20 protein-coding genes are annotated in these 17,511 nt (G+C 70.3%); 15 read left to right on the top strand and 5 right to left on the bottom strand.

Going from position 1 to position 17,511, the window contains the following annotated elements:
- Positions 1-14: 14 nt before the first annotated feature.
- The 4 genes from ASF27_RS03260 to ASF27_RS03245 all read left to right on the top strand — a co-directional run bounded on the left by ASF27_RS03260 (position 15) and on the right by ASF27_RS03245 (position 4,199).
- Positions 15-779, top strand: coding sequence for a phosphatase PAP2 family protein (locus tag ASF27_RS03260; protein WP_056165954.1), 765 nt, complete (start codon positions 15-17; stop codon positions 777-779).
- Between the two features lie 84 nt (positions 780-863).
- Entirely contained in the window at positions 864-1,232 is a 369-nt protein-coding gene (locus ASF27_RS03255) for a hypothetical protein (protein ID WP_156369072.1), read from the top strand.
- Between the two features lie 92 nt (positions 1,233-1,324).
- The gene (locus tag ASF27_RS03250) at positions 1,325-2,638 is read left to right on the top strand and encodes a Gfo/Idh/MocA family oxidoreductase (RefSeq protein WP_056357627.1); all 1,314 of its coding nucleotides are present in this window, start codon (positions 1,325-1,327) and stop codon (positions 2,636-2,638) included.
- Positions 2,639-2,786: 148 nt separating this feature from the next.
- Positions 2,787-4,199 carry a carbohydrate porin gene (locus ASF27_RS03245; protein ID WP_244476567.1) on the top strand — a complete coding sequence of 471 codons (1,413 nt, stop codon included), beginning with the start codon at positions 2,787-2,789 and terminating at the stop codon, positions 4,197-4,199.
- Positions 4,200-4,284: 85 nt separating this feature from the next.
- Here the strand turns inward: ASF27_RS03245 and ASF27_RS03240 are convergent, their stop codons facing one another.
- Positions 4,285-4,830, bottom strand: coding sequence for a PAS domain-containing protein (locus ASF27_RS03240; protein WP_056357620.1), 546 nt, complete (start codon positions 4,828-4,830; stop codon positions 4,285-4,287).
- Between the two features lie 129 nt (positions 4,831-4,959).
- On the opposite strand from ASF27_RS03240, the gene ASF27_RS03235 reads away from it, so the two are divergent.
- Positions 4,960-5,229 (top strand): hypothetical protein, encoded by a 270-nt coding sequence (locus tag ASF27_RS03235; RefSeq protein WP_156467434.1) that lies wholly within the window; start codon positions 4,960-4,962, stop codon positions 5,227-5,229.
- A gap of 66 nt (positions 5,230-5,295) precedes the next feature.
- Here the strand turns inward: ASF27_RS03235 and ASF27_RS03230 are convergent, their stop codons facing one another.
- The gene (locus ASF27_RS03230; RefSeq protein WP_056265018.1) at positions 5,296-6,726 is read right to left on the bottom strand and encodes a TAXI family TRAP transporter solute-binding subunit; all 1,431 of its coding nucleotides are present in this window, start codon (positions 6,724-6,726) and stop codon (positions 5,296-5,298) included.
- A 278-nt stretch (positions 6,727-7,004) separates the two neighbouring features.
- Between ASF27_RS03230 and ASF27_RS03225 the strand changes: the two genes are divergently transcribed.
- From ASF27_RS03225 to ASF27_RS03215, 3 genes are all read left to right on the top strand, one after another.
- Entirely contained in the window at positions 7,005-7,535 is a 531-nt protein-coding gene (locus ASF27_RS03225; RefSeq protein WP_056265241.1) for a RecX family transcriptional regulator, read from the top strand.
- 85 nt (positions 7,536-7,620) lie between these two features.
- Positions 7,621-8,835 carry a putative DNA modification/repair radical SAM protein gene (locus ASF27_RS03220; RefSeq protein ID WP_056265020.1) on the top strand — a complete coding sequence of 405 codons (1,215 nt, stop codon included), beginning with the start codon at positions 7,621-7,623 and terminating at the stop codon, positions 8,833-8,835.
- Positions 8,836-8,837: 2 nt separating this feature from the next.
- Complete coding sequence (locus ASF27_RS03215) at positions 8,838-10,280, top strand: UdgX family uracil-DNA binding protein (RefSeq protein ID WP_056357613.1); 1,443 nt, start codon at positions 8,838-8,840, stop codon at positions 10,278-10,280.
- A gap of 7 nt (positions 10,281-10,287) precedes the next feature.
- Here ASF27_RS03215 and ASF27_RS03210 read toward each other — a convergent pair whose 3' ends face one another.
- Entirely contained in the window at positions 10,288-10,608 is a 321-nt protein-coding gene (locus ASF27_RS03210) for a hypothetical protein (protein ID WP_056165979.1), read from the bottom strand.
- A gap of 141 nt (positions 10,609-10,749) precedes the next feature.
- On the opposite strand from ASF27_RS03210, the gene ASF27_RS03205 reads away from it, so the two are divergent.
- The 6 genes from ASF27_RS03205 (at position 10,750) to ASF27_RS22630 (ending at position 14,838) form a co-directional block, all read left to right on the top strand.
- Entirely contained in the window at positions 10,750-10,959 is a 210-nt protein-coding gene (locus ASF27_RS03205) for a hypothetical protein (protein ID WP_056165982.1), read from the top strand.
- Between the two features lie 59 nt (positions 10,960-11,018).
- A complete protein-coding gene (locus ASF27_RS03200) occupies positions 11,019-12,650 on the top strand; it encodes a DEAD/DEAH box helicase (RefSeq protein ID WP_056265029.1) in 1,632 nt (543 codons plus the stop codon).
- 125 nt (positions 12,651-12,775) lie between these two features.
- Positions 12,776-13,132, top strand: a complete 357-nt coding sequence (locus ASF27_RS03195) for a phage holin family protein (protein ID WP_162238632.1) — start codon at positions 12,776-12,778, stop codon at positions 13,130-13,132.
- 99 nt (positions 13,133-13,231) lie between these two features.
- On the top strand, positions 13,232-14,119 hold the full coding sequence (locus ASF27_RS03190) for a CoA ester lyase (RefSeq protein ID WP_056357875.1): 888 nt from the start codon (positions 13,232-13,234) through the stop codon (positions 14,117-14,119).
- Positions 14,116-14,622, top strand: a complete 507-nt coding sequence (gene dut, locus ASF27_RS03185) for a dUTP diphosphatase (RefSeq protein WP_056357608.1) — start codon at positions 14,116-14,118, stop codon at positions 14,620-14,622. Before ASF27_RS03190 ends, dut begins: the two co-directional genes overlap by 4 nt.
- A 42-nt stretch (positions 14,623-14,664) precedes the next feature.
- Positions 14,665-14,838 (top strand): hypothetical protein, encoded by a 174-nt coding sequence (locus ASF27_RS22630; RefSeq protein ID WP_200918676.1) that lies wholly within the window; start codon positions 14,665-14,667, stop codon positions 14,836-14,838.
- A 35-nt stretch (positions 14,839-14,873) separates the two neighbouring features.
- Here the strand turns inward: ASF27_RS22630 and ASF27_RS03180 are convergent, their stop codons facing one another.
- Both ASF27_RS03180 and ASF27_RS03175 read right to left on the bottom strand, forming a co-directional pair.
- A complete protein-coding gene (locus ASF27_RS03180; protein WP_056265041.1) occupies positions 14,874-15,323 on the bottom strand; it encodes a hypothetical protein in 450 nt (149 codons plus the stop codon).
- A gap of 107 nt (positions 15,324-15,430) precedes the next feature.
- Positions 15,431-15,784, bottom strand: a complete 354-nt coding sequence (locus ASF27_RS03175) for a hypothetical protein (RefSeq protein ID WP_056166004.1) — start codon at positions 15,782-15,784, stop codon at positions 15,431-15,433.
- Positions 15,785-15,928: 144 nt separating this feature from the next.
- Between ASF27_RS03175 and ASF27_RS03170 the strand changes: the two genes are divergently transcribed.
- Positions 15,929-17,326, top strand: a complete 1,398-nt coding sequence (locus ASF27_RS03170; protein WP_156467443.1) for a TAXI family TRAP transporter solute-binding subunit — start codon at positions 15,929-15,931, stop codon at positions 17,324-17,326.
- The last annotated feature ends 185 nt before the right edge of the window (positions 17,327-17,511 follow it).

Genomic DNA, 17,511 nt, shown 5'->3' with positions numbered 1-17,511 from the left:
AGGACGACGGCGCGATGAAATCCCTCACGGCCTTCGGGCGCATCGACCCGTTGATCGGCCGGGCCAACGCCTTGCGGCTGGCACTGCGCCTCAACGAGGTCGGGGCCGTCGTGGCGCTCCTGGCCGTGAGCCTGCTCGGCTACGGCTTCTTTGCTTTGGCGAGCGAAGTGGGCGAGGGCTCCACCGCGGCCCTCGACCGCAAGATCCTGCTGTCCCTGCGCAATCCGGCTGATCTCTCCGACCCCATCGGGCCGCGCTGGCTCGAGGAGACCATGCGGGACATCACGGGACTGGGCAGCATCTTCACCATCGTGTTCGTCACGGTGGCGGCCGTGGCCTACCTCGCCATGACCGGGCGGCGCCGGATCGCCGTCTTCGTGGTCGCCGCCATCGGCGGGGGCGAGCTCGCCTCCACGGTGCTGAAGCTGTTCTACCACCGGCCCCGGCCGGACCTCGTGCCCCACGGCATGGAGGTGTTCACCGCGAGTTTTCCGAGCGGCCACGCGATGATGTCGGCCATCGCCTACCTCACCCTCGCGGCCCTCGTCGCCCGGGTCGATCGCCAGCGCGGCGTCAAGGTGCTGGTGATGCTGGTCGGCGTGTCCATGACCCTGCTCGTCGGCTTCAGCCGGGTCTATCTCGGCGTCCACTGGCCGAGCGACGTGCTCGCCGGCTGGTGCGTCGGCGCGGCCTGGGCAGCCCTGTGCTGGTTCATCGCCCTGCAACTCCAGCGCCGCGGCGAGGTCGAGGCTCCGGGCACCGCGTCGGCACCCCGTTAACGCTGCGGACGGAACGGCGACGAGGGCACGCATCAATTGTGGCGCGGTTGTGGTTGTATGGTCGCGCAACCCATGGAGATCCGCTTGACCGAACCCCGAGAACGCCGACGGGACCCGCGCCAGCGAAGCCTCCTCGGTGCCAGCCTTCAGGTCGGCCCCGGTGAATCGATTACCACCTGCCTCGTGCGCAACGTCGGTCCGGAGGGAGCCAAGCTCATCGTGAGCGCGGCCGTGCCGGTGCCCGCCACCTTCCCGGTCACCATCGACGTCCGGCGCGAGACCCGGACGGCGCATCTCGTCTGGCGCGAGGGCGACGCCATGGGGATCAGCTTCGCGCCCGAGAAGTCCGCCGGCGTCACGGTTCCCCTTGATCTGGTGCGAGAGCTGCGTGCGGTCCGGGCGGAGAATTCCGGCCTGCGGGGACGCCTCGCCGCCGCCGGCCTGGACGACTGACCGCCGAAACATCCACACGCAGGAACACGCGCTGCCGCATGGCGTTCCCGGACAGTCATCGACCTGTCCGAGGCTTTCAGCGGCGTGAATTCATGAGCGACGACTTTCCCGTTTCCCGACGAAACCTTCTGCGCGCCGGCGGCCTGACGGTCACGGGGGCGGCCCTCGGCCTCGGCACCGGGGCTGCGGGCGCGCAAGGACTGCCCGGTCCATCCGTGCCAGCCGATACGGGCGCGGTGCAGGGCGGCAAGGTGATGTTTCCGAACTGGCGCGGCGCCGGCGATCGGGTGCCGCCACCGCCGCCCGCGCCCCTCCCCCCGGCTCAGCGGGTGGGCTTCGCCGTGGTCGGCCTCGGGCGCCTCAGCCTGGAGGAAATCCTGCCGGCCTTCGGGCAGACGAAGCGCGCGCGCCTCGCGGCCGTGATGTCGGGCACGCCAGCCAAGGCCCGCCTCGTCGCCGAACAGTACGGCGTACCGGCCGATGCGGTCTACGGCTACGACGGGTGGGAGCGCTTGGCGCAGAACCCGAACGTGAGGGCCGTCTACATCGTCACGCCCAACGGCCTGCACCGCGATCACGTCGTGGCCGCCGCGAAGGCGGGCAAGCACGTGCTGTGCGAGAAGCCCATGGCGAATTCCTCGGCCGAGGCACGTGAGATGATCGAGGCCTGCGCCAAGGCCAACCTCAAGCTCATGATCGCCTATCGCTGCCAGTACGAGCCCTACAACCGTGAGGTGACGCGCCTCGCCCGCTCCGGCGAGTTCGGCAAGCCGCGCCTGATCCAGGCCTTCAACGGGCAGACCACGGGACTGCCCGAGCAGTGGCGCCTGCGCAAAGCCCTGGCGGGTGGGGGGGCCTTGCCGGATATCGGTCTCTACTGCCTCAACGGCGTGCGGGCGCTGACCGGCGAGGAGCCGGTCTCGGTGGAGGCGAGCGTCTATTCCCCACCGGGCGATCCGAAGTTCGCCGAGGTGGAGGAGACCGTCTCGTTCACCTTGCGGTTTCCCTCCGGCCTCATCGCCCAATGCATGACCGGCTACGGCATCCACGAGTCGCGCCGGCTCCAGCTCCATACGGAACGGGCCGACATCGACCTGCGCAACGCCTTCGCGTATCGCGGCCAGCACCTCGTGGTGTCGCACCCGGACGGCGCCGTGGAATCGCAGGATTCGCGGATGCTGACGGCGAAGAACCAGTTCGCCCTCGAGATCGACCACATGGCCCGGTGCATCCTCGAGGACCGGCGCCCGCGTACCCCCGGCGAGGAGGGCCTTCAGGACCACGTCCTCATGGAGGCGATCTACGAAGCCGCGCGATCGGGTCGTCCCGTCACCGTCGGGCCTCCCCCGGGAAGCGCTGGCGGCCTCGATGTCACGCGTGGCCCGGAACTCGACGACGCCGGCTGAGGAGCCCTCCGGATCGTCATGAAAGCAGGGTAGGGTCGGTTTCGAACACCGACCCGAAAGATCGCCCATCTCCCGCCTTCGCCTCGCCCTCTGCCTGCTCGGTCTCGCGAGCCTTCGCGGCGCCCAGGCACAGAGCCCGGCCGAGGAGCTGGCGCGAATCGCGGCCGAACCCATCGCCATCGGGTCGTCCCGGGGGGCCGGCGGCGATCCGCAGACCTCGGTCGCGCAGTCGGTCACCTCGTCCCGGCCCTCGGCGAACCTCGACACGTCCATCGAGGATCAGCTCGGTCCCTCCGGCGATCCGTTCGGCCTGCGGGCCTTCCTCAAGACCCGCGGCATCACCTACAGCCTGACCTACATCGGCGAAGGCCTGGGCAATGCGACCGGGGGATTGCGGCGGCGCGCGATCCTCGAAGGCCTCCTCGACCTCGAGATCGATGTCGATCTCGGGCCCCTCGTCGGCTGGCAGGGGGCGCTCCTGCACACCAACCTGTTCCAGATCCACGGTGCGGGCCTGTCGCGCGGCACCCTCGACAACATCATCACGGTCAGCGGCATCGAGGCCCTGCCGTCCTCGCGCGTCTACGAACTCTCCTTCGAGCAGAAGCTGTTCGACGACCGGTTCTCGCTGCGGTTCGGGCAACTCGCCGCCGACACGGAATTCGCCGTGACCCAGACCGGCACCGTGTTCGTCAATTCCACCTTCGGCTGGCCCAACAACATGGCCGTGGTGATCCCGAGCGGCGGCCCGATCTATCCCCTGGCGGTCCCGGGCGTCCGGGCGAAAGTCGTGCCCAACGCCAATTTCTCGCTGCAGGTCGGCGTGTTCGACGGCGATCCGGCCGGTCCCGCCCGCTCCGGCGCCGATCCCGACCCGCAGCGGCGCAACCGCACCGGCACCAACTTTCGTACCAACGACCCCGCCCTCGTCATCGCCGAGGCCGCCTACGCCTACAACATCGAACCCGGCAGCACCGGCGAGGCCGGAACCGTGACGCTCGGCGGCTGGCACCATTTCGGGCGCTTCGACAGCCTGCGCTTCGACGGGAACCGCGTTCCCCTGGCCTCACCCGACAGCACCGGCATCGCCCGCCGGTTCCGGGGCGACAGCGGCCTCTACGGCATCATCGACCAGACGATCTACCGGGAACCCGACGACCCCAACGACGGCGCCAGCGTGTTCGTTCGCGTGGCCGGCGGGCCCTCGGACCGAAACCTCATCGACCTCTATGTCGATGCCGGTATCGCCTACAAGGGATTGGTGCCGGGACGCTCCGACGACACCGTCGGCATCGCCTTCGCGCTCTCACGGGTGTCGCGCACGGCACGGGCCTTCGACACCGATACGATCCTGGCCACCGGTGCCCCGGGTCCGCGCCGCAGCAGCGAGGCGGTGCTGGAGGCGACCTATCAGGCGGTCCTCGGCCCCGGCGTGACCGTGCAGCCGGATGTGCAGTACATCTTCCGGCCGAGCGGCGGCATCGCCAACCCGCGCGATCCCGATGCCGGGCGCATCCGCAACGCTGCGGTGTTCGGCCTGCGGACGACGATCCGATATTAGGGGTATCGGTCCTGAAGGGGGCGCCGGTTTTCGGAGCGAACCCGATGGCCGGTCGGATTTTCCGTTCGTCCGCGCCTGCGACGGATCAGTTGAGCCTGCGTTCCGCCTCGACCTTCTTGGCCAGGGCCCGCCCCACCTCGTACAGGGCCTCGCGCAGGCCCGGGAGGGCCGCCTTCGCGCCGTCGTTCTCGATGAGTGCGTTGGCGATGAGGAGATGGTCGGCGATGGTCTCGAGGTGGTCGCTCGCCGTGGTCATCGGGTGCGGCGGCGGGGGCACGAAACGGCCGATGTTGCCGAACGCCGCCGGTGTCTCCGCCCCGTCCAACGACAATTCGGTCATCGACCCGAGGTAGCCCAGAAACGTGCGGCCCGGCGGGCCGAACGAGGGAACACCGCCGGCGCCGATCCAGCGTGCGCCACCATCCGTGGAGCGCAGGCGGAACTGGATGCAGAACTCGGACGCCGTCTCGACCGCCTGCACCAGGACCCGCCTGACGATCGGACGGTCATGGTCGTGGAGGCACGACAGCCAGCCCTCGTTCAGGGCGGCGGCGATGGGCTGGCCCGTGAGTTTGGTCCATTCCGGGCTGACATGGCTCAATGCGCCAACCGGATCGATCGCGAAGATCACTGAGCGGCTCCTGCCTCAATTCAGCATCATCGCGGATGTATCGCGTATGCGATCGCGGGCCTGCGGCCCGCGCGGTTATGTCTTTTGATAGATGGCGTCGTCCATCACAATGGTTCCATGGTGCGACTTATGGTCGAGAAACAGCGCCGGGCGGATCGGGACGAGAGAATTCGTGCGCGAGTCGGGCAGATCGCTGACGCACTCAACGTCCCGACGGAGTATTTCTACGCGGATACCACGGCACAGAGCAGTGCCGCGGAGGCGAACGAATGCTTGCGGCTGTGGTTTCAGATCGAAACGCCGGAGCGCCGCCGCCGGGCCCTCGCCCTCCTGCGCGCCCTAGCGGAAGGCGAAGATCTGGCGGAAGGCGAAGATCTGGCGGAAAGCGGAGGCCCGTAGGGCCGTCCGTGCGGCGCTGCCGCGTCATCCTTCGAAAACGCTCGGCCGCAGACTTTGAGGCTGTGTCTACTCGGCCGCCGGGGTGTTGAGCGCCAGTAGGCGGGCCGTGCGGGTGCGGGCCGCCGTCCGCGCGGCGTCCGGCTCGCGCCCTTCCAGGGTCCGTCGCGCATCGTTGACCGCGGCATGGACGGCGTCGATGGCGAGGATCAGGGCGCTGATCGTCCGGGTGTCGATGTTGCGGGCCCGGGCGTGCTGGACCACGTCGGCCACCAGGCTGTCGGTCTCGAGCACGAGACCGTCGAGGTCTTCCCGCGTGCGCGCCGACCGCACCTCGCGCAGGAGATCGAGGAGCCGATCCAGCACCACATCGATGCGCTCGCGCTGCTCACGGGCGAGGCGCTGACCGAGCCAGGCGATACCCGAGCCGATGGTGCCGCCGAAGAAGGCGAGGAGGTAGATGTAATCCTCGTAGCGCTCGAACAGGGTCTGCTGCTCGCGCTCGAAATAGTCCACCGCGCCCGGATGGTTCGGCAGGCGCGCGCTGGTGGCGGCGACGCTCGAATCGAAATCCGGGGCCTTCATCAGCTTGGCGATGGGGGCTTGCGGGGCGAGCTTCGAGCGCCACTCGAACAGGTGCTGGGTGACGGAGGCGACGGTGATGCGGCTGATGCTACCCCGAGCCATCAACCGGTAGGACGCCCCGACGGTCTTCACGTCCTCCTCCGGGCGCTTCGGACGCCCGCCGAAGGTGCCGGCCGGGATCGTCACGGATTGCAGTTCGGGCATCCGTTGGATGATGGCCTCGCCGTCGGGCACCGAGACGAACGTCACCTGCTTGTCCGCCGCGGCCGCCTCGACCGCCCGTACGGTGGAGATGGCGGCCTTCGACGCTGGGGCGGCGATCACCGCGACGGCGTCGACGCGACCCTCCTGCAGGGCGCTCGTCACGTCCGCCGGCTTCAACGGCACCAGGGCGACGCGGGCGGGGCCCATGACCCTGTCCGGTCCGGCGTCGCCGATCGGCTCCGCGGTGAAGTCGTAGAAGCCGAGCAGATTGGTCACGAACGGCACGTCGGCCTGATGCCGTTCGACAATGCCGAGGCGCTTGCGCGACAAATCGGGAAAGCTCTCGATGGCCGCCGCCGCGGGGGCGACGATGAGCAGCGCCTCGTCGTGCAGGATCGCCAGGGTCAGGCCATTCTCGGGCAGCAGTACGTCCGGGCGCACCACTGCGAGGTCGGCCTCGCTGCGCTGGAGGGCTTCGGCGGAATCGCGCACGTCGTCATAGGGGATGACCTTGAGGCGGACATCCTCGTGGCCACGGGCCAGCGCACGGGCGTAGGTCTGGAGCAGGTTCGCCTCGGCACCGTCACGCGGACCGACGGCCACGGTGAGCGTCGTCGGACGCGACAGGTACACCACCGCTCCGGCCAGGGCCGCGAGGCCGAGGGCCAGCACGACGAGGAGCCATTCGCGTCTCAGGAGGAATGCCGGCATAGCATGCTCGAGCCCTCGTCCATCCTTGCGATCCGGGTCGGATCCTTATTGGGAGTCTGAACCGGAAACCTGTCCGAAGCGTAAAGAACCGATGAATGCCTCAAACGTTGCAAATCCCAAGCCGGGGAGGGGCAACCCCTTCCCTGGGAAGCGAGCCTTTTTTGAGAGCAGGCCCTTTTTGAGAGCAAACCTTCCATGACAAGCCTTCCATGAAAGGAACGTCGCCTTTCGACAGGTCGAGCCGGGACACGCCGGCGGTCGTCAAGCCGACCCGGCCCGTGAGCGCGGCCTATCTGGAACGGGCCGCCCTGCATTACCTCGAGCGCTACAGCGCTTCGGTGGCGATGCTGCGGCGGACTCTCCAGCGGCGGGTGGACAAGCGCTGCCGTCTGCGCGACGAGGACCCCTCCGTCCACGCCGAGACCATCGACGCCGTGGTCGCCCGGGCCGTCAGCGCCGGCCTCGTCGACGATGCTCGCTTCACCGCCGGCCGGATGGCGGCCCTGCGCCGACGCGGCACTTCGGCCCGAGCCCTCTCGGCCAAGCTCGCCGCCAAGGGGGTGCCGCGCGGCCTCGTCGACGAGGCCATGGCGGCGGAGCGCGACGAGGCCGAAGCCGAGGGGACCGACACCGAGGAGGCCGCCGCCAACGCCTATGCCAAGCGCCGGCGGCTCGGACCCTGGCGCCGGCCCGGCACCCGCGAGGCCCACCGCGACCGCGATCTCGCCGCCATGGCCCGGGCGGGCTTCCCCTACGGACTCGCTCGCCGCATCGTCGAGGCGGAGCTGGAGCCGGACGCGGATTCCTGAGGCTGCGACGATCCGGCAGCGCACACGATCGTGTTTCGTCGAAGAAAAAATTGAACGAACCGCGAACGGAGCGCATCTCTCTTCCATGGACGAAGCCCTCGCGAAGAAGCTGCGCATCCTCGCCGATGCCGCTAAGTACGACGCCTCGTGCTCCTCTTCCGGGGCGCCCAAGCGCACGGCCGGCAAGGGTGAGCTCGGTTCGACCACGGGGGCGGGCATCTGCCACGCCTACACGCCGGACGGGCGCTGCATCTCGCTCCTGAAAATCCTGCTGACGAACTACTGCCTGTTCGACTGCGCCTATTGCGTCAACCGGCGCTCGTCCAACGTCGCCCGGGCGAAGTTCACCGTCGAGGAGGTCGTGACCCTCACGGTGGAGTTCTACAAGCGCAACTACATCGAGGGCCTGTTCCTCTCGTCCGGCATCATCAAGTCGCCCGACCACACCATGGAATTGCTGACCCGGGTGGCGAAGTCGCTCCGGCGCGACCACGGCTTTCGCGGCTACATCCACCTGAAATCGATCCCGGAAGCGAGTCCCTGGCTGATCGAGGAAGCGGGCCTCTACGCCGACCGGCTTTCCATCAACGTCGAACTCCCGACCGAGGTGAGCCTGGAGCGGCTGGCGCCGGAGAAGAACGGTCTGGTCATCCAAAACGCCATTCAGCAGATCGGCGAGCGGATTGTCGAGGCGAAGGCCGAAAAGCGCCGGTTCTCGCCGGCCGGACAATCGACACAGGTCATCGTCGGCGCCGACGCCACTACCGACGAGGCGCTGATGCGCAAGAGCGCGCATCTGTACGGGTCGTTCAACCTGAAGCGGGTCTATTACTCGGCCTTCAGCCCGATTCCGGATGGCTCGACCATCCTGCCGTTGAAGTCGCCCCCGCTCCAGCGCGAGCACAGGCTCTACCAGGGCGATTGGCTGCTGCGGTATTACGGCTTCACCCCCGACGACGTCGCCGATGCCACCGAGGACGGCATGTTCGCCCTCGACGTCGATCCGAAACTCGCCTGGGCCCTCAAGCACCGCGCGCACTTCCCCCTCGACGTGAACCGGGCCGATCGGGAATGGCTCTTGCGGGTGCCGGGTCTCGGGGCGCGCGCCGTGGACAAGATCATTCGGGCGCGGCGCCACACGCGCCTGCGCCTGGAGGACGTCGCCCGCCTCACCTCCGGCCTCAAGCGCGCCCGGCCGTTCCTCATCACGGAGGATTATCGCCCAAGCGGTGGGCTCACCGATCGCCTCGACCTGCGCGCGCGGCTCGCGGACCCGCCGAAGCAGTTGAGCCTGTTCTGACGATGGATCCGGGCGACCTGTTCGGGGCCGGCCCACGGGCGGTGTCCCTCGCGGCCGGCGCGGATGTCACGGGATTCCGCAATGCCGTCCGGCGCCTCGTCGCCGGCGATGTCCCACCCGAACGCGTGGTCTGGTCCGTCGGGGAGGCGCCCGGCCTGTTCGGGGCAACGGACGAATCGGGCGAGACGCCGCCGCTGGCCCTGCCGCGCGGGGTCGCCGACCTCGTGACCCGGGTGGTGCCGCATCGCGACCCCGAGCGGTACGCCCTGCTCTACACCCTCGTCTGGCGTGTCCTCCACGGCGAGCGCCGCCTGCTCGAAGTGTCGAGCGACCCCCTGGTTCATCGCCTGGAGCGCATGGCCAAGGCCATCGCCCGCGACCTGCACAAGATGCACGCCTTCCTGCGCTTCCGCCTTGTGGAGGGTGAGGGGCCGGAGCGCTTCGTCGCCTGGTTCGAGCCCGATCACCATATCCTGCAGGCCGCAGCCCCGTTCTTCGTCGGCCGCTTCCGCAGTCTGCACTGGACGATTCTCACCCCCGAGGGGTCTGCCCTGTGGGACACCTCCGCGCTCACCTTCGGCCCACCGGGACGGCGGGAAGACGCGCCGACAAGCGACGGATTCGAAGCGGGCTGGCGCGATTACTATGAGAGCACCTTCAATCCCGCCCGCACCAACCTGGCCGCCATGCGGGCGGAGATGCCGAAGAAGTACTGGCGCAACATGCCGGAGACCGCCGCGATTCCGGGCCTCGTCCGAGCGGCGGCGTCGCGCACGGATTCGATGATCGAGCGCGCGCCCCAGAAGGCGATCAAGCGCGATCCCGTCCGGGCGGTGGCAGCCATGGCGGATCAGGCTCCGGAATCCCTCGACGCCCTGAACGCCATCATCCGGCGCTCCGAGCCCCTGGTGCCGGGGGCGACCCAAGCGGTTCTGGGCGAAGGACGGGTGGGCGCGGCCATCGCCTTCGTGGGCGAGCAGCCCGGCGATCACGAGGACCGACAGGGGCGCCCCTTCGTGGGACCCGCGGGCCAGCTCCTGTCGAAGGCCATGGCGGAAGCCGGCCTCGTGCGTGGGGACGCCTACCTCACCAATGCGGTCAAGCACTTCAAGTTCGAGGAGCGTGGAAAGCGGCGCATCCACCAGAACCCCACCGCCGGCGAGGTCAGCCACTACCGCTGGTGGCTGGAACGCGAGCTCGACTTCGTCGCGCCCCGCCTCGTCGTCGCCCTCGGCGCCACCGCCGTCCTGGCGCTCGCCGGTCGGGCGATCCCCGTCACCCGGGCGCGGGGCCCGGCGGAATTCGGCAAGGGCTACGCCGGGTTCATCACCGTCCACCCGTCCTACCTGTTGCGCCTGCCGGACGGGGCGAAGGACGAGGCCTATGCGGCCTTCGTCCAGGATCTGCGCCGCGTCGGCGAACTCGCGACGCGGCTGGCGGCCTGACGGGTCTTCAACGCCGTCGCGTCAATCCGAACAACGCGAACCCCGCGAGCGCCGCGAGGCCGAGGGCGAGACCCCGGTTGCCGTTGACCGCCGTCGCCACGGAATCGCCGGCGCGGCGCAGGTCGTCGGCGAGCGGCGAACCCGTGAGGATGCGCTCCGCCCGAGCCTTGTTCTCGGGCCGCGTGTTGATGGCGACGGAGAAGTCGTCGTCGTGGCGGATGATGTCGATGCTGTTGCGGGCGAACCCTGCCCGCGCGAGACGGTCGCGCGCCGAACGAGCCTGGTTCAGGGAAGGAAAGGCAACCGAGGCGAGCACGCTGTCCGACATGAAATCTCCATCTCCGCTTGGGTTTGAGCCAAACACGGCGGCGCGAGGGGGAGTTCCGTTTCGCCGCCTTAAGGCCTCCGCAACCCGGGGCGCTTAGGCCCGCGTCGACCCCCCAGGACGGCCCTGACAGGAGATGCCCGCTTGCGCGATCCCTTCGTTCCCGACGCGCTGGCCGAGCGCCTGCGGGCCAAGCGCCGCAACACCCGGCCGGTGGAAGCGCTCACCTGCGAGCCGGCCAAACCCGTCTTCGCCGAGCTGCTGGACGGGCGCGGCCACGGCACCGGGCAGTTCGTGCGCCTGTCGCAGGGCATGGTCGAGCGCATCACCCGGGTGGTGCGCGGCACCGATTAGCCGGCCCTTGCGCCCGCCCGGTGTTCCGCATCCGTGCGAACCGCCGTAGAGACCCGGCGATGGAGCTCAGACCCTACCAGCGCGCCAGCCTCGACGCCCTCTACGCGTCCTGGCGCACCGAGACCGGCGACGGCCTGATCGTCCTGCCCACGGGCGCCGGCAAGGCCTTCGTTATCGCGGCCCTGGTGCGGGAAACGATTGCCCGCGAGGCCGGCGCGCGGATCGCCGTCGTCACCCACACCCGCGAGCTCATCGCTCAGAACCACCGCGAACTCCTCGCGTACTGGCCCGAGGCCCCGGCCGGGATCTACTCGGCGGGGCTCGGCCGGCGCGAGACGGCGACGCAGATCCTGTTCTGCGGCATCCAGTCGGTCTGGAACCAGACCGATTCCATCGGCGCCTTCGACCTCGTGGTGGTGGACGAGGCCCACCTGATTCCGCGCGCCGCCGAGACCCGCTACGGCCGCTTCCTCGCCGCCCTGCGGGCCGCCCGGCCCGATCTGCGCGTCGTCGGCCTCACCGCCACGCCCTACCGCCTCGACAGCGGCCGCCTCGACGAGGGCGCCGGCCGCTTGTTCGAGCGCATCGTCTACGAGGCCAATGTCGGCGACCTCATCCACCAGGGTTACCTGTCGCCCCTGATCTGCAAGGCCACCGCCACAGCGCTCGATGTCTCCGGCGTGGGCAAGCGTGGCGGCGACTACATCCCGAGCGCCCTGGAGGCGGCGGTGAACCAGGACTGGATCACCCGCGCGGCCGTGGAGGAGATGGCCGGCTACGGCCGGGACAGGAAGGCCTGGCTCGCCTTCTGCGCCGGTGTGGCCCATGCCGAGGCCGTGCGCGACGCCGTGCGGGCGCAAGGGGTCTCCTGCGAGATGGTGACGGGCGAGACGGCCAAGCGCGAGCGCGACCGGATCGTGCGCGACTTCCGCGCGGGCCGCGTGCGCTGCCTGACCTCCGTCGGCGTGCTCGCGACGGGGTTCAACGTGCCGCGCGTCGACCTCATCGCCCTCCTGCGCCCGACCCAGAGCACCGGGCTCTACGTCCAGCAGGTCGGCCGGGCGCTGCGCACCGCGCCGGGCAAGACCGATGCCTTGATCCTCGACTATGCCGGGCTGGTGCGGATGCACGGCCCCGTCGACATCGTCACCGCCCGCAGCGCCGCGCTGATCAAGGGCCGCGAAGGGGAGGTGCGGGCGAAAGCCTGTCCGGGCTGCGGCGCGCTGATCCCCCTCAACGCCAGCACCTGCGAGGGATGCTGGGTCGAGCCGGAGGACGAGGCCGACGACGGGCCGAGCCATGAGGCGGCGGCCGAGGACGAGCACCCGATCCTATCGCGGGCCGTGCCGGTGTGGCGCGGCATCCGGGGCTGGCAGCTTGCCCGCCACATCGCGTCGGGCAGCCTCGACGTGGTGTTCCGCACGGAGGACGGGCTGACCCACCGGGTCCGGATCGGCCTCGAACAGACCGGCTATCCCCGCGAGAAGGCGGTGCAGTGGTGGCGCCAGTTCGGCGGCGGCCGCGATGTCCCCATGAGCGTCTCCGAAGCCCTCGACCGGGCCGACGACCTCACCCGCCCCGCCGCGATTCTCATTCGCACCAACGGCCGCCTGTCCGAGAGCGTGAGCTACCGCTTCGCCGATGGGCGCACCTTCGTCGATACGCGGCGCCTCGACGGAGCCGGCGCCTGATTGCCCGGGGTCGGCGATTTCGCGGAACACGCATGGCCCCGCCACGGTTGCACCGTTCGGCTCCCCGGGGAGTCTCAGCGAGGACCACTATGCGAGATCCGTCGGCGAAAGGTGTCGGCGCCCTGTTGAGCGACAGTGTGCGCCATGCGGCCGACCTCGTCGGCGGCGAGTTCGAGCTCCTGCGCCGGGAGACCGACGGCAACATCCGGGCGATCCTGGGCCTCATCGCCACGTTCGGCACGGCCTCGCTGCTCGTGCTCGCCGCCCTGATGCTCTTCGTCGTCTTCCTGGTGAAGGCGGCCGGCGCCCTGCTCGGCTCGGAGGTCGCCGGGGCCCTCGTCGTCGGGGGGCCCTTCGCCCTCGCCACCGTCGTCCTGACCGTGCTGGGAATCAGGCGCATGTCCCGCGACAACCTCGCGCCGCGCCGGTTCGAACGGCAGGTCGCCCGCGACGCCCGCATGGCGACGCGCCCGCGCGGCTGACACGCGCGCTGGGTACGTGAGCGCTCGCCTTGAATCACGGCGCCGGGGGCGGTACCGCTCCCGGCCGATGCACGGATTCGAGCGACAGGGTTGACCGCCATGACCGAGATTCGCCCCCGCCGCAGCGTCCTGTCCATGCCGGGCTCGAATGCGCGAGCCCTCGAGAAGGCGGCCCGGCTTCCCAGCGACGTGGTGATGATCGACCTCGAGGACGCGGTGGCGCCCGAGGCGAAGGAGGCGTCGCGCCAGGCCGTCGCCGAGGCGGTCGGGTCCGGGCGTTTCGGCCGGCGCGAGGTGGTGGTCCGAATCAATCCCCTCGACACCCCCTGGGGCGAGGCGGACCTCGCCGCCATCGCGCCCGCCGGCCCCGACGCGATCCTGGTGCCGAAGGTCACCCACTCCGATGCCCTCGTGGCCGTCGGCTCCCGCCTGCGCCGCCTCGGGGCGCCCGAGCGTACCCGCGTGTGGGCGATGATCGAGAGCCCCATGGCACTCCTGCACATCGGCGAGATCGCCAGTTCCGCCCGCGACGTCGACACCCGGCTCGCCTGCCTCATCGTCGGCCCCAACGACCTCGCCAAGGCGAGCCGTGTCCGCCTCGGCGTGCCGGGGCGTCCGGCCCTGCTGCCGTGGCTGATGACCGTGATCGCCGCCGCCCGCGCCTACGAGATCGACGTCATCGACGGCATCTACAATGCGTTTCGCGACGCCGACGGCTTTCTGGCCGAGTGCGAGCAGGGCCGCGATTGCGGCTTCGACGGCAAGATGCTGATCCATCCCGACCAGATCGCGCCCGCCAACGCGGTGTTCGGGCCGACGGATGCGGCCGTGACCGAGGCCCGCGCCATCATGGCGGTCTTCGCCGATCCGGCGAATGCCCGGCGCGGCGTGGTGGCGTTCGAGGGGCGGATGATCGAGCGCCTGCACGCCGTCGAGGCGGCGCGGGTCGTCGCCATGGCGGAGGCCATCGCGGCGCGGGCGGCGTGACGCCCGCGCCCGAACTCGCCGTCGATCTGCGTCTGCTCGACCCGCGCCTGACCGGCTGGGGGTTTCCCCATTGGGGATCCGCCGGGGCCGCCGGCCTCGACCTGCATGCCTGCCTCGACGCGCCCTTGACCCTGGCGCCGCAGGGGCCGGCCGTGCTGATCCCGGCGGGGTTCGCCGTGGCGATCCGCGACCCGTCCTGGTGCGCGCTGATCTATCCGCGCTCCGGTCTCGGCCACCGCGACGGGCTCGTGCTCGGCAACGGCGTCGGGGTGATCGACGCCGATTACACAGGCCCGCTGATGATCTCGGCCTGGAACCGCAACCCGGCACCGGGCCCGGCCCTGACCATCGCTCCCGGCGACCGCATCGCCCAACTCGTCTTCACCCGCATCGTCCGCCCGGCCTTCACCCTCGTGTCCGGCCCGGTGGAGACCGGGTCCGGGCGCGGCGCGGGCGGCTTCGGTTCGACGGGCGTGGGGGTCGGACGGACCCAAACGCCCTGAGCGGTGTTCACCCCTCGAACAAGCATCGAGCGAGGGACCCTCATGGCATTCGTATCGCAGACGGTGATGGAAGAGGGATTGGCCGCCAAGCGTGCCGGCCTGTCGGACGACGCCAACCCGTACCCGGCCGGTTCGCAGAACAGCGCCGACTGGCTCGAAGGCTATACCGCCGACGAAGCGGAGCAGAACGTCGACCGGATCGAGTCGGAGGCCTGACGCGCGCGACTCGGCGGCGAGCCCCCGGGCTTCCCTCACAGCCGCTGTTGGCCCGCGGGCAGGCCCGCCTGCGTGACTTCGATGCGGATCGTCGCCCGGCGGACTTCCCCCTCCGCGGTCTCGACTTCGATCTGGACCTCGTCGAACCCGGTGAACTGGGCGTTGGCTTGGTAGACCACGACCTGCCCGGACACCTTCTGGTCCGGGCAGCGGTTTTTCTTGCCCGTGGCGATGCTGGCCGTGGTGGCGATGACCCGGCCGTGCTTGGGCAGGCCCGGCACCCGCAGGGTCGGCGCGGCGCCCAGGCTGCAATCGCGCTTCAACGGATTGAGCACCGCAATCTGCACCGGCTTGCCGGCGGCGACGCTCACCTGGGGCTTCACGGAATCGGGATTGTCGGCGCCCTGGCCGAAGGCCGCCGGTGCGGCGAGGAGGGCGGCAGCGAGGACGAGGCGCTGGGTGCGACGGGCGGCGATGCCGGGCATTCGGGTCTCCGGTCGAGCCCCCCGGAGGCGGGGCGGCGGGAGCGGACCCTATCGCGGGCCGGGCTTCGATTGAACCCGCGCGGCGGCCCTCGCCCAAACAGAGGCGCTCAGCGCCGCAACATAGCGATCCAGGAGGAAACCGGATCGACCACATAGGCGGCCATGGAGGACGCCCATTCCCGTGCCCGTGCCACGATGGTCCGATTGCCGTCCCCGCCCGCGCGCTCGGCCATGAGGGCGGCGACGTAGGCGTCCTCCCGCTCCTTGCAGGCATCGAGGGCGTTGCGCTGTGCGCCGGCCTTGCCCTGGAGCGCAGGCTGCTCGGCGAAGGAGTCGCGCACGCAGGTCGTCCATGCCCGCTCCAGGGCCGCCACGTCGGGCGCGGCCAGAACCGTGCCGAGGGGCAGGACGAGGGGCGGGCCGAGGGCCAGACCGAGGACGAGTCGCGCGGGGATTCGCATGGGCCCGATATCGCCGATCCGACCGATCCTTGACAAGGGAAGCCCCGGCCCCGCAACCGTCACGCCGCGCGATACGTTGCGGTGCTGCGATACCCGAGCCGCGAAGCTTCATGGGAGCCGGACCCGAGGATGCACCTGCCAGCGATGCCCATCCGGCGCGAGCTGGTCTTCCTCGCCCTCACGGTGCTCCTCGTGCTCGCGGCGGCGGGCGCCTTCTACCTGTCGCGCGCCACCACGCTGACGGTGGCCGTGGCGCCGAGCGACGGCACTGAACCCGCGCTGATCCGGGCCTATGCGGACGCCCTGAAGGTGAGCCGCAAGGAGATCCGCCTGAAGGTCGTCCCCTTCGACGACGTGCGCGACTCCGCCGCCGCCCTGCAGACGGGGAAGGCGGATCTGGCCGTGGTGCGCCCCGACGTCGCCTTGCCGGAGAACGGCCTCACCCTGGCGATCCTGCGCGATCAGGCGATGATCATCGCCTCGCCCGAGCCCTCCGGCATCACGGCCTTCGACGACCTCGACCGCAAGCGCCTCGCCATCCTGGCCCACCGCGACGCCGACCACACCCTGATCAAGGCCCTGGTGGAGCATTACGGCCTCACCCTCCTCGACGGCGCCCCCGACGGCCCGGTGCCCGCCCGCCACGTCGCCCTGGTGCAGCTCGACGAGGCGGACCTGGCCCAGGCCTTCGCGAAGAAACGGATCGACGCCGTCGTCTCCGTCATCGCCCCGGCGGCACCGACGGCCTTGCGCATCGTCGGAATCGTCCAGGCCGCGAGCCGCACCCGCAAGGTCGCCTTCGTCGATGTCGCCGACGGCACCGCCATCATCGAGCGCATGCCCCGGCTCCAGGCGGTGACGATCCCGGCGGGGCTGTTCGGCGGCGCCCCGAAGGTGCCCGCCGACGATGTCCGCACCATCGGGGCGTCCTACCGCCTCATGGCCCGGGCCGGCCTGTCGCGCACGGTGGCGGCGGACGTGACCCAGCACCTGTTCGAGTTGCGCAGCGGCCTGTCCAACGCCACGGCGGCGGCCGATTACATGCTGGCGCCGAGCTACGAGACCACGGCCGCCGCCACCAGCGCCCGCCTGCCGATCCATCCCGGCGCCATCGATTTCTTCGAGCGCGAGCAGCAGGGCTTCATCGAGCGCTACGAGACCTGGATTTACCTCGTCGCCTTCCTGGGCGGCGGCTTCGGCTCGGCCCTGGCCTGGATCCGCCAGCGCCTGTCGCGGGTGCGCCGCGAGCGCGTCGAGGAGGCCACCGACCGGCTCCTGGCCATCCGGGCCGAGGCGCGGGAGACCACCGACCGCGCCGGCCTCGATGCCCTCGCGGCCGAGATCGACGATCTCGCCGGGGAAATCGCCCGGCACGCCCTCGAGCGCCCGACGGAGGCCCGCACCATGAGCGCCGCCGCCATCGCCATCGACGCCGCCCGCTCGACGGTGCGGCGCACGACCCTCAGGGGCGACGGCCGGTCCGGACGACCGGACGCATCGGAGCCGCCCGCCACTGCCCTGTCCGCCCCCGAAATCGCCTGATCGCGGCGGCGATCCGGCATCCCTCGCCGCGCGCCGCCGGCTTGGAGTGCCTCACAGAACTCGCGTTCATCGTCGGTTCGCACTCCGAGCACGACGGCGCAACGGGCGTTTTGTGAGAGATACTGAAGGCGCTCCGAATACTTGGACTTTCACGAGAAAGATCACGGTCCGGTCTCAGAAATCGC

Origin of the sequence: Methylobacterium sp. Leaf102 (genome assembly GCF_001422425.1) — a bacterium.
Lineage (GTDB): Bacteria > Pseudomonadota > Alphaproteobacteria > Rhizobiales > Beijerinckiaceae > Methylobacterium.
This window is presented reverse-complemented; position numbering and strand designations above follow the sequence as displayed.

Bases quoted from the DNA above. Each gene is read 5' to 3' on its own strand.
- ASF27_RS03215 (WP_056357613.1), top strand. From the start codon at position 8,838: ATGGATCCGGGCGACCTGTTCGGGGCCGGCCCACGGGCGGTGTCCCTC.
- ASF27_RS03260 (WP_056165954.1), top strand. From the start codon at position 15: ATGAAATCCCTCACGGCCTTCGGGCGCATCGACCCGTTGATCGGCCGG.
- ASF27_RS03210 (WP_056165979.1), bottom strand. From the start codon at position 10,608: ATGTCGGACAGCGTGCTCGCCTCGGTTGCCTTTCCTTCCCTGAACCAG.
- ASF27_RS03190 (WP_056357875.1), top strand. From the start codon at position 13,232: ATGACCGAGATTCGCCCCCGCCGCAGCGTCCTGTCCATGCCGGGCTCG.
- ASF27_RS03180 (WP_056265041.1), bottom strand. From the start codon at position 15,323: ATGCCCGGCATCGCCGCCCGTCGCACCCAGCGCCTCGTCCTCGCTGCC.
- ASF27_RS22630 (WP_200918676.1), top strand. From the start codon at position 14,665: ATGGCATTCGTATCGCAGACGGTGATGGAAGAGGGATTGGCCGCCAAG.
- ASF27_RS03235 (WP_156467434.1), top strand. From the start codon at position 4,960: ATGGTCGAGAAACAGCGCCGGGCGGATCGGGACGAGAGAATTCGTGCG.
- ASF27_RS03175 (WP_056166004.1), bottom strand. From the start codon at position 15,784: ATGCGAATCCCCGCGCGACTCGTCCTCGGTCTGGCCCTCGGCCCGCCC.
- ASF27_RS03220 (WP_056265020.1), top strand. From the start codon at position 7,621: ATGGACGAAGCCCTCGCGAAGAAGCTGCGCATCCTCGCCGATGCCGCT.
- ASF27_RS03170 (WP_156467443.1), top strand. From the start codon at position 15,929: ATGCCCATCCGGCGCGAGCTGGTCTTCCTCGCCCTCACGGTGCTCCTC.
- ASF27_RS03250 (WP_056357627.1), top strand. From the start codon at position 1,325: ATGAGCGACGACTTTCCCGTTTCCCGACGAAACCTTCTGCGCGCCGGC.
- ASF27_RS03230 (WP_056265018.1), bottom strand. From the start codon at position 6,726: ATGCCGGCATTCCTCCTGAGACGCGAATGGCTCCTCGTCGTGCTGGCC.
- ASF27_RS03200 (WP_056265029.1), top strand. From the start codon at position 11,019: ATGGAGCTCAGACCCTACCAGCGCGCCAGCCTCGACGCCCTCTACGCG.